An 11,329-nucleotide genomic window follows, 5' to 3' on the forward strand; every position below is an offset into this window, starting at 1 on the left:
CCGTGACCGCCACCATCCACAAGCTCACCGCCGGCGACGGTTATGAGTACCTGACCAAATCCGTTGCGGCGATGGATGCCACCGACAAGGGGCGGGTGACGCTGGCCGACTACTACAGCGCCAAAGGCGATTCCCCGGGCCAGTGGATCGGGTCCGGGTTGGCCGGATTGAGCGATGTCGGGGCCGGGCTGGAGGTGTCGGAGCAGCTGATCGAGCAGCGCACCGTCGAGGCCGGGTCGATGGTGTCGGCGGCGCAGATGAAGGCCCTCTTCGGTGAGGGTCGCCACCCCAACGCCACCGCGATCGAACAGCACGCCGTGGCGTCTTCGGACTGCCGAACGGCCCAAGCGTTGGCGGCGACGAAACTGGGCAACGCCTACGCCGTCTACAACGAATATCCGGAGTTCCTACAGGAACTCGCAGTAGTGTTCCGCGACCACAACCTCGCCCGCGGCGAACGGTGGGATGCGGTCATCGACGACGACACCCGGGCGGCGTTGCGCACCGAGTTGGGCCGCGAGCGGTTCACCGCCACCTACCGTCGCCCGCCGCGTGATTCGCGCGAGCTCTCAGGGTTCATCGCCCAGCAAAGCCGCCAGCGTCAGTCGGCGGTGGCCGGCTACGACATGACGTTCAGTCCGGTGAAATCGGTGTCGGCGTTGTGGGCGGTCGCGCCGCTGCCGATGGCCGAGAAGATCGAGGCCGCCCACCGCCAGGCGGTCGCCGATGCACTGGCGTTCATCGAGCGCGAAGCGTGCCTGTCGCGGTTGGGAACCGACGGCATCGCCCAGGTCGACACCGACGGTCTGATCGCCGCGGCGTTCACCCACCGCGACTCCCGCGCCGGGGACCCAGACCTACACACCCACGTCGCCATCTCCAACAAGGTGCGGGTGCGTGACGCCGCCGGGATCACCCGGTGGATGGCCCTGGACGGCACCCCGTTGTTCAAGGCCACCGTGTCCGCGTCGGAGGTGTACAACTCGCGCATCGAGCTCTACCTCCAGCGCGATCTCGGGGTCTCGTTCAGCGAACGACAGCAGACCGATGCACGCAAACGACCGGTCCGCGAAATCGACGGTGTGTCCACCGAACTGATGGCGCAGTGGTCGTCGCGGCGCGCGATGATCGAGCACCGTCTCGGTGAGTTGTCGCAGCAGTTTCACGCCGATCACGGCCGCGAACCCACCACCGGTGAGGCATTCGATCTGGCCCAGCGGGCCACCCTGGAAACCCGCGAAGCCAAACACGAACCCCGCTCCTACGCCGAGCAACGCCAGGCGTGGCGCAACCAAGCGCGCCGCGTCCTGGGCGGCGATCGCGCGATCAGCGACCTCGTGCACGAGGCCACCCACCCGCGCCCCCGCACCCGTGAGCATCCAGAGTTCACCGACGAGTTGTGCACCGACCTTGCCGGTGCGTGCATCGAGAACCTCTCGGCCACCCGCGCCCGCTGGCAGCGTCCGCATCTGCGCGCCGAAGCCGAACGCCAACTGCGTGCCCGCGACTTCGCCGGCATCACCGACACCGACGACCTCGCCGCCGCCATCGAGCGCATCGTCGACACCGCACTGTCCGCTGACACCAGCGTCGCGGTGTCGTCTGACGCCCTCGACGGCGACCTCGGCGAGCCCGAGGTGCTGCGCCGCGCGAACGGCGAATCAGTGTTCGTGCGCCACGACGTCGCCCTGCACACCAGCACAGAGATCCTTGCCGCCGAACACCGGATCGTGGCCGCCGCCAGACGCGCCGACGGCCGCCGCCTCGACGAGGCCACCGTCGACATCGCGTTGCTCGAGCAAGCCGCCAACGGCCGCGAACTCAACGCCGGCCAAGCCGCCATGGTGCGCGAACTGGCCACCTCCGGACGTCGCGTTCAACTCGTCCTCGCGCCCGCCGGTACCGGTAAGACCACCGCCATGCGCACCCTCGCCCGGGCGTGGACCGACAGCGGCGGAACCCTCATCGGACTGGCCCCCACCGCCGCCGCAGCCGCGGTGCTGCGCGAAGAACTCGACACCACCACCGACACCGCCGCCAAGCTCGTCCAACTTGCCCAAGCCAGCCGCGACCGCGCCCTGGCCGCGACGCCGCCCTGGCGCATAGAGGGCAATCCCGAACTTGCGGCGAAGGTGGCTGCGGCGCAAGAGAAACTGGTTGATCCCGCCTATCACGCACCCAAGGAACCGGACTGGTTCACCCGCATTGGACCTGACACCCTCGTCGTCGTCGACGAGGCCGGGATGGCCTCGACCGCCGACCTCGATGAGGTGATCCGGTGCGTGGCCGCCCGCGGTGGCAGTGTGCGGCTGGTCGGCGACGACCAGCAACTCGCGTCCATCTCGGCCGGCGGTGTGCTGCGCGACGTCGCGCACGAAACCGGCGCTCTGACCCTGAGCCAGGTGGTCCGCTTCTCCGACGCCGCCGAGGGTGCGGCGTCGCTGGCGCTGCGCGACGGCGACCCCGCCGCGCTCGGTTTCTACGCCGACCACGCACGCATCCACGTCGAGTCCGACGCCGTGGCCACCGATGACGCCTACCTGGCCTGGTTGGGCGACCGCGCCGCCGGCCGTGACACCGTCATGCTCGCCGCCACCCGCGACACCGTCAACGCCCTCAACGAACGCGCCCGCGCGGACCGTCTCGCCGGTATCGACCCCCGCCTCCGCGGCCCCGAGGTCGCGTTGTCCGATGGTCTGGCCGCCAGCGTCGGCGACATCATCAGCACCCGCAGTAACCGCCGCGATCTACGCCTGTCGGCCACCGACTGGGTGCGCAACGGCGACCGATGGCGGGTCACCCACATCGGCGCCGACGGCACCCTGACCGCCCAGCACCTCGACCTCAACCGGCACGTGCAGCTACCGGCCGACTACGTCGCCGAGCACACCACCCTCGGTTACGCCTCCACCATTCACGCCGCCCAGGGCATGACCGCCGACACCTGCCACGTCATCGGCTCCGACGCCCTGGACCGCCAGCTGCTCTACGTCGCGATGACCCGCGGCCGCCACGGCAACCACATCTACCTGCCCACCACCGAAACCGACCCGCACAACGCCACCACCCCCAAGGCCCGCCACCCCCAGACCGGGCTGGAAACCCTGGCCGCGATCCTCGGCCGCGACGGCACCCAACAGTCGGCGACCACCGCCCAACGCGACGCCCTCGACCCGTTCCTGCGTCTGTCCCGGGCCGCGGCCGCCTACGACCACGCACTGGGGTCGGCCGCCGAACACACCCTCGGCGCCAAGGCGCTGCGCGACCTCGAACACGACGCCGACACCCTCTACAGCACCCACACCGGCACCCCCGCCGGCACGCTCACCGCGTGCGCAGCCTGGCCCACCCTGCGCACCCACCTCGCCACGCTGGCCCTCGGTGGCGACGACCCGATCACACGGCTACAGGCCGCGATCACCCACCGCGAACTGGCCACCGCCGCCGACCCGGCCGCCGTGCTCGACTGGCGCCTGGACCCCACCCAGCACCACTCCGCAGGCGGCGGACCCCTGCCCTGGCTGCCGCGGGTCCCCGCCGGGTTCGACGACCCCCAGTGGGCGCCCTACCTCACCCGCCGCGGCGCCCTCGTCACCGACCTCGCCGCCGCCGTCACCGAACGCGCCAACGCCTGGGACGCCACGACCGCCCCCGTGTGGGCGCGTCCGCTGCTCCTGGCTGACGCCGAACGCGGCGGCGAGCTCGTCGCCGAACTCGCCGTGTTCCGCGCCGCCCGCGGCGTCGACGACACCGACCGGCGTCCCGCCGGACCGCGACCAGATTCCATCGCCTTGGCGCGGCGTCACGCCGCGCTGACCGAGCGCGCCGACGCGCTCATCACCACCACCGCCGAGGCCGCCCGCTACGCCGACCTCGCCCGCGACCTCGACCCCCACCTGCTGGCCGACCCGTACTGGCCCGAACTCGCCGACCACCTGTCGCTGGCCGCCCGCGCCGGCCTCGACGTGCACGCCCTGGCCCGCGACGCCCTCGCCGACAACCCGCTGCCCACCGAAATGCCCGCCGCCGCACTGTGGTGGCGGCTGTCCGGTGAGTTGGCTCCCGCCGCGGCCGAAGCCACCAACACCGGCCTGCGCCCCGACTGGGCCGACGCTCTCGTCGGGATCGTCGGGGACCGGGCCGCCGAAGCGATCCTCACCGACCGGGCCTGGCCCGCCCTCGTCGCCGCGGTCAGCGCCGCCGACCCCGCCCAGTGGAACCCCCACGACCTGCTCGACCTCGCCGACACCCTGCTCCACAGCGGCACCGACGACGACCACACCGTCCGCCTCGACGAATACGCCCGGCTGCTCACCTGGCGAGTCGAACTGCTCGTCACCCACAGCAGCCACGCCACCGACACCACCCCACTACCGCCGGCACCGCCCACCCCTGAAGACGAAGCCGCCGCGGAAGCCGCCGCCGAAGCCGCCGGACTGGCCGACCCCTGGGCCGACACCCTCACCAGCGAGCCCGGCAACGACCTCGACGAGAACGTCGGCGTTGACGAGGACTACCTCGCCGCGCTCACCGCCACCGAACCGCCGCCGGAAACTGGTGTCGACGTCCTCGACCCGGACGACCTCGACCGCTACGAGGACCTGGACTTCGACGAGTTCGCCGCTGACGTCGTTGCTGCTGCACCTGATCGCTTCGCCGCGCCGACCGACCTCGCCGAATGCATCGCGCTGCGTTACGAACTCACCGCCCAGCTCGCCGAACTCGGCACCGACATGGCGCAGCTACGCGAGGCGATTAACGCCGGCACGAGCGCCCACCAGCAGGCCATGGCCCCGCATGTCCTGGCGTTGCGTGCTGCTGCCGACCACCAGTTCGCCGCGGCCGCCGACACCGCCGGGCATCACCACGACCTGATGATGGCCGAACAACTTATCGAAGACCTCACCAACCAGGCAACCGCCCTGCGCCGCACTGCCGCCCAGCTCCGCGCCGCCGACACCACCGACCTCGACCCCCTCAGCGATGACGAAGCACCCGACCTCGCCGCGCTACGTGCCGAGGCCGATGCCACCGCCCTGGACTGGCGCATCACCGCCGCGACCGCCGACCGCGACGCCCTCGCCGCGGTCTACGACGACGCGAACGCCCGCCTCGAGACGGCGATCGCCGAATCCGGCGGTGTCCGCGTCACCGACACCGACGTCGAACTCATGCGCCTGCAAGCCATCGAACTCGACGAACTCAACCTCGCCGACCTGCGCGCCCGCCGCGCCGACCTCACCACCCGCATCTACCGAATCGACAACCGCCTCAACCACGTCCACGCCCTCACCCACACCGCTCACCACCACCGCGACACCTACCTCATGCCCACCACGGCCACCGCGCCCGTCGCTACCCCCGACGCGGCCACGCCGTCGGCGACTCAACCCGCCGCCGAAGCCACCACCACCGCGGTCGCCGAACCGGCTGCTGACGCCGAGCTGCGCGACTGGCTCCACCAGGACCCGCTCCGCGTGATGAGCGACGACCAGCTCACCGCGCACCTACGCACCCTCGCCCGCCGCCACACCCTCGCCGTCGACGACCTGAAAACCAGCCGACCAGCGCCCGAACGGACGCCGCGGGTGCGCGCCGACCACGCCGAACTCGCGGACACCGTCGACCGCATCACCACCTCACGCACCGCCGGCCACGCCCTCGCCGACGCCGCAGCCCGCATCACAGAGGCGCGCGCCGCCCTGGCGGGACTGCCACCGGCCGGGCGCGGACGCAAAGCACGCGCCGAGCACGACCACCACCACCAGCGCCTCGCCGAGGCGGTCGCCGCGGCCGAGCGCCAGCACCAGCACCTCGCCGCCGCCCACGAACAGACCCGCCGAGCCGTCGGCGTCCCCGAACACCAATGGGACGAACTGACCACCCGCGCCACCGACACCGCTACGCTTGCAGGCGAACTAAATGCGGCCGAACATGCCGACGCCCGCGCCCGCCAGCTCCACCAGAAAGCCATCGACGACCGCGACGCCGCAGCCGCCGCCATCGCTCATGCCCGAGCCGAAGTAGCCCGCCGCCACGACCTTCCCGGCGAGGCCCGAGCCGTAGAAGACTTCATCCGCGAGGCACACGGCAACACCGGAGATCAAGCCGAACCTGCGCCCGTCACCTCGGGGTCGGTCGCGCTGCCACCCCGCCCCAACGACCTACCGCCGGACACTGCGCAACGCCGGGACTCCGGATACGACATCTGAGCAAACCCGTTGAGCGCGCTGATGTAGGGGTCAACAGTGGCTCCGCACGTGTGCGGTGGCACGCGTGGTCGCGTGTCTTCGATGGGGTGAGGTGGCTTGTCCCCTGATGAGACGGTTATGCGGTTGCCCACTGCGATCGCGCTCCGGCCCTGCTAGATTCACTCCAGTTCGAGCCAGGAGGGCTTCGTGAAACGTGCAATTCAGACTCTCGCCTTGGCATCAGCTCTTGTCTTTTCATTGGTAGCCTGCGGCGGATCATCCGGCGACGGTGTAAGTCCGTCAGGGGTCGTGCAAGGGGGTCAGAAGGATGCCGAGGCCAGGGAAACTTGCGCGGATGCACGGTTGGAGCAGAACCTAAGCCTGACCGAGTACCGAGCGGCACGTTTCGACTACCACCTATCTCAGGTCCTTCATTACAAGATTGGCCCCGAGTCCGAGGCCCACATCTCTGCACAGCAGCTTCTCGAAGGTGAATTACCCCTTGAGGAGTTCGTCGACCTCACACCTCCTGGCGGACAGGGAAAATACGCCCGCGCAACCTGTCTCCATCTGCATATGAAGGATCAGTTCATACGAATGGAGATTCCGACCTCGCTGATTTCGCTCGGTTACCTGGATTGTTCAGTCATGAAGGTCGGCGTTGAGCAGTCGTCATCGGACGATAGCTATTCGACATTGCCGCCGGAGGCTGTCGAGGCAATAGAAACAATGGAATCACTAAAAGAACAGGCCGACAGTCTCTTTGGTGGAGCACGGCTCCGCGCTCAGGAGTTCCTATGCCCTCAACTGCCGGCGTAGCTGTATCGATCGCGCCCTCCTGGCGAGGACGGGAACTGCTGCGTCGTTGGGCGGCGGTCGGTGTCTGTGCCTTGGCACTTGTGTCAACGAGCTGTAGCGATCCGAACGGTGGTAGGTCAGGCGAGTCGCTGTCGCGCTCCGAGGGCGAGGTCATCGTCACTGAACGTGGCTTCGAAACGTCGGTCGAGGGAGTCACGGTCGCGGGCCGGGCTGGCGTTGCCCCGGTAGGAACACTGGTAGACGTGTCAGCGGCGGCGGGAACTCTCCCTGCTGGATGGGAAGAGTTTGCGACCCTCGCGGGCACCGGGGTTCGTGTCTCACTTGGCAAAGACAGGCAGCCGCAGGCACCGATCGAGCTGTCGTTCGAGAATGTAGAGGCCGGCGAAGATGTGTTCGTCTTGAGCAGATCGTCCGACGGCGCAACGGAACTACTGGATCGCCCCACGAGCGGGTCCCTGGTGGCTACCACCGATCACTTATCCGAGTTCTGGCCGATAGTGTTAAAGGTCAACGACTTCATCGACTCAATGTTCAGTTCGGCGAGCGCAGCGATCGAGTTGTCGACCCCTGAACCGGAGTGTTTCGTGCGGGACGGCAACTACGTCGAGTTGTCGGCCCGAGTCAGCCCAGTGGCCGGCGACGCGGTGTGGCCGTGCCTCGAGCGAGCGGGGAACGCCGGAGTCGCGCTCAAGATCGCCTCCAACAGCGCAACCGCCTGGACCGTTCAAGCTTCGTCGACGACATGGGCGGCGTCCCAGGCAACGGCGTTCAGCGCAGCAAACCTGTTAGCGCAGGCTATCTGGTCATCGCTGGAAGACGACGGCGACCAGACTGTACTCCTTCTACCTGGCGAATCTGCACGCTTTTCAACTCCTGAGCTGGCTCCGACCACGGTCACAATGACTGTGGATGCTGCAATGTCGCAGGTCCGCACCATAGCGCTTGCCCTCGACATCCTCCTCCCTCAGGAAATAGTGGAGGTTGTCGGCAGAGCTGAGTGCATCCCCGATCTGATTCGGTCAGGAGTCGTCGACGAGGAACCTAACGCGGCGGCGATCGGTGCGATCATTCGTTGTTTCGGCGATGTCGCTGGCGGAGCCGCAGGTGCCTTTCTGGGGTTGGTGGCGGCCCCCGGTGCATTATTTGCGCAATTCGAAGGACTCCTACGCACAATAATCGGAACCGACGAACTCACATTCTCCGTGACCCCCGCCGGCAGCACCTACGTATCGACCTACGGCGGGGTATCCGTGGTCGACCCGACGACTGGCGAAGCTACCGAGATGAGCTCGGTGAACGTGTCACTCACGGACATCGCCTTCGTCGGGGATCAGTTGTACGGCATCTCCTTCACAACGCTGTACAAGCTCGACCCGGCGAGCGGGAAGACGGAGCCGATCGCGGAGCTAGAAGCCGGCGGCGCCAACTCGTTGATCTCGGACGGGAAGATCCTGTACGCGGCCACGCTGCACGGAGACCTGCTGACCATAGATCCCGAAAAGGGGGTCACAAAGTCAACGAGCATGGGAAGCGAGGTCACGTCGTCGGGCGACCTTGTCATTACAGAAGGAACGAGTGCGCTGATGACAGCAACAGGCGATGACGGAGACGTCCTGATGTCTGTGGACCTTGCCAGTGGACAGGCGCGCGTCATCGGGCCGTTGGGGGTGTCCCAGGTATACGGACTCGGGATCGTCGACGGAGAACTGTTGGCCATCACCGAGGGTGGCGACATCCTCACGGTTGACGCCGAGACCGGAACTAGTAGGCCGACGGGGCAAACGGTGGATGCGCGCGTGAGTGGGCTCGCCGTTGCACCGTGATACTGCGGACCTGATAGAAGCTCGGGCATGCGTCCGCATCACTATAAGGAAAACTATGAGACCGCCTCTTCCCTCGGCTGCCATCGCGGCCTGTCTCCTTCTCGCCGCGTGTAGCGCAGACGGTCCAGAATCCTGGTTCGAGAACCTGGACTCCAACGGAGCAGTCACCGTTGAATCTCAACCATCAAAAGCGTTTGAGCAAAATGGCGGCGACGGCGATTTCTGCGGCACCATGCTTTATTACATACCAGACCTTCCAGCGGACGAACAGAACGATAAGTATCTCTGGGACCTCGGAGATGGTTCGTCGGATGGACCAGACTGCACGCCGGCCATCGATTTCATGCGGACCGCGTTGGAGTCAGTGCATGAAGAATATTCAAAATGGGTTAATGGCGGCACCGTTCGCTTCCGGAATTACGATACAGATTGTTCTCTCAACCGCGGATTAGCGTTGACCAGCAATTCGGCTTTAACCGATTCGATTGTATGCAATACCCATGGGAGCTTTCTAACCGGGCATCAATTCCGAGCAATAGTCAGAGATCCGTCTTCCGTCTGACCTCTATCGCACTGATCTGGAGCTCTACTTGCCATGAACGACAACCCGCACAATATCAACGGCCCACGGCCGCCCTCACAGTTTCCCCCAGCGGGACCGCCCCGCAAGAACTTCTGGACCGCGAAGAACCTCATCATCGTCTCGGTCGCCGCAGTCGTCGTGCTCGTCGGCGGCTACTTCGCGATGCTCCAAGTCGCCGGTCTGATCGGAGCGGGGGCAGGAAAGATTGTCGCCGAGGACCTTCTGGAGGAGGAGCATGGGGAAGGGGCTACATCGGATGATCCAGACGGGGGTGGAAGTCTCACGACGACTCGAGCCGTTGGCCCCGGGCAGTACCGGGAGAGCCTTAACGAGTCTCTCGCGTATCTGTTCGAACATCGGGATCAATCATCTGTAAAAGTAGATGAGACACTCGATGGATTGTACGGAACAGTACTGCCTGACGAGGATGATATCAGCGATCCCAATCTGTCACGTGCGCAAGCGATAGTTAATGCCCAAATTATCGACCTTTACACGGTCACTACCGCAACCGATAAGTCGGAGGCGCGTAATGCTGTCTCGGGTATTGTGTACCCGGGTAGCGCGGCTGAGAAAAAGCTATTAGCGGAGATCGATGAAGGGCTTCCGATCATCGAATCGTGGGTCATTGTTGCTGCGAGTGGAGTGTTCACTTCTGGCAGCTTCAGCGATACTTTCAAGATAGACGGTGGCGCAATGCAGCTTGTGCAACTCAAAACCGCTAAAGGTGACATGTATCAGCGGGTCTTCCTAGAGTTCGAGAGCGCTGACGGCGAGTATGTGAGCAATATTATTATGGGCACCTTCGAGCCCGAGGATGACGACTACGTTGGCGACGTCACTAACTGGAAGCCGGAAGCGAACTGAGTTGTCGGTTCAAGTCGCGGGCCGAGCGACACATCATTGCGGGCGCCTCGACCCGAAACGCCACACCCGGCAAGGTTGCCGGTGCTGGTCGCCGACCAACTCACCGCGCACCTGGACACCCTCACCCGCCGCCACACCATCGCCGTCGACGATCGGGACGGCGCAGCCGCCGCCCTCACCCGTGCGCGGGCCGAAGTAGCTCGCCGTCAGGCCCTCCCAGCGTTCCGAGCCATCGAAGACTTGCTCCGCGCGGCGGCATGGCGTCACGGAAGCCCGGCCCGAATCTGCGCCCGTCACTTCCGCGTCGACCGCGTTGTCGCCCCGCACCAACGATTCACAGCCGGACACGGCGCCACATAGAGGCTCCGGATACGACGTCTGAGCGCAGGTGCGAGCGGTCTAAGTCGTGATCCGGGCGACGGTCTCGCGGCCTGTGCCGGAGGACTGGCCAGCACCGCCCGCCCGACAAAGCCGGTCCGCCCGATCGCACCGAACGACAAAGGGTCGCACAGGCAATTGCTGCGCGACCCTTTGTGTGGTCAGCGTCAGCGGACTCTACGTAGGTAGACGTCGCCGGTGGGGACGCCGCCGGCGAGCAAAACACCTTTGTAGCCGTGTGGTGTTTTGCGTAGTTCGATGCGGGAGTACCAGTGCGCGACTGGGTCGCCAGCGATCGAGATGATGCCGCCGTTGCGGGTCTGGGTGATGTGGCTGTTGGTGGCATTCCACGGCCCGACGCCGTAGATGTCTTGGAAGAGTCGGTTGCCGATCACTCGCGCGTTGGATTCCGGGTAGGGGATGACGCCGTACATGACCAGCTGGAACTTGTATCGGCCGTCGTCGATCTTCGCTTGCGCTTGCCCACTACCGGGGCCGAGACCAGTGGCGAGGCCGGCGGTGATGAGAAGTCCGGCGACGATGGTCTTGACGGCGGTGGAGAGTCGAGCCGTTTGCAAAGGCATGAAGTCACGTCCTGTTTCGGTGTCGGTTGCTGGTGATGGGTGCGCGGGTTTGGCGGTTCGCTTCTATCACGAACCCGGGACAGG

7 protein-coding genes are annotated in these 11,329 nt (G+C 66.3%); 6 read left to right on the plus strand and 1 reads right to left on the minus strand.

Annotated elements, in window-relative coordinates; genetic code table 11:
* Nucleotides 1–2 precede the first annotated feature (2 nt).
* From mobF to GKZ92_RS23375, 6 genes are all read left to right on the plus strand, one after another.
* Nucleotides 3–6,212: a MobF family relaxase gene (gene mobF, locus GKZ92_RS23910; RefSeq protein WP_268902899.1), complete on the plus strand. Its 6,210-nt coding sequence runs from the start codon at nucleotides 3–5 to the stop codon at nucleotides 6,210–6,212.
* Between the two features lie 186 nt (nucleotides 6,213–6,398).
* On the plus strand, nucleotides 6,399–7,010 hold the full coding sequence (locus GKZ92_RS23355) for a hypothetical protein (protein WP_155225834.1): 612 nt from the start codon (nucleotides 6,399–6,401) through the stop codon (nucleotides 7,008–7,010).
* Nucleotides 6,989–8,833 carry a hypothetical protein gene (locus tag GKZ92_RS23360; protein ID WP_155225835.1) on the plus strand — a complete coding sequence of 615 codons (1,845 nt, stop codon included), beginning with the start codon at nucleotides 6,989–6,991 and terminating at the stop codon, nucleotides 8,831–8,833. Before GKZ92_RS23355 ends, GKZ92_RS23360 begins: the two co-directional genes overlap by 22 nt.
* A 55-nt stretch (nucleotides 8,834–8,888) precedes the next feature.
* A complete protein-coding gene (locus tag GKZ92_RS23365; RefSeq protein ID WP_155225836.1) occupies nucleotides 8,889–9,395 on the plus strand; it encodes a hypothetical protein in 507 nt (168 codons plus the stop codon).
* A 33-nt stretch (nucleotides 9,396–9,428) separates the two neighbouring features.
* Entirely contained in the window at nucleotides 9,429–10,283 is an 855-nt protein-coding gene (locus GKZ92_RS23370; RefSeq protein ID WP_155225837.1) for a hypothetical protein, read from the plus strand.
* An 81-nt stretch (nucleotides 10,284–10,364) separates the two neighbouring features.
* A complete protein-coding gene (locus GKZ92_RS23375; RefSeq protein ID WP_155225838.1) occupies nucleotides 10,365–10,643 on the plus strand; it encodes a hypothetical protein in 279 nt (92 codons plus the stop codon).
* Between the two features lie 185 nt (nucleotides 10,644–10,828).
* Here the strand turns inward: GKZ92_RS23375 and GKZ92_RS23380 are convergent, their stop codons facing one another.
* Nucleotides 10,829–11,245: a hypothetical protein gene (locus tag GKZ92_RS23380; RefSeq protein ID WP_155225839.1), complete on the minus strand. Its 417-nt coding sequence runs from the start codon at nucleotides 11,243–11,245 to the stop codon at nucleotides 10,829–10,831.
* Nucleotides 11,246–11,329 lie beyond the last annotated feature (84 nt).

Origin of the sequence: Gordonia sp. 135 (genome assembly GCF_009720185.1) — a bacterium.
GTDB classification, from domain to species: Bacteria; Actinomycetota; Actinomycetes; order Mycobacteriales; family Mycobacteriaceae; genus Gordonia; species Gordonia alkanivorans.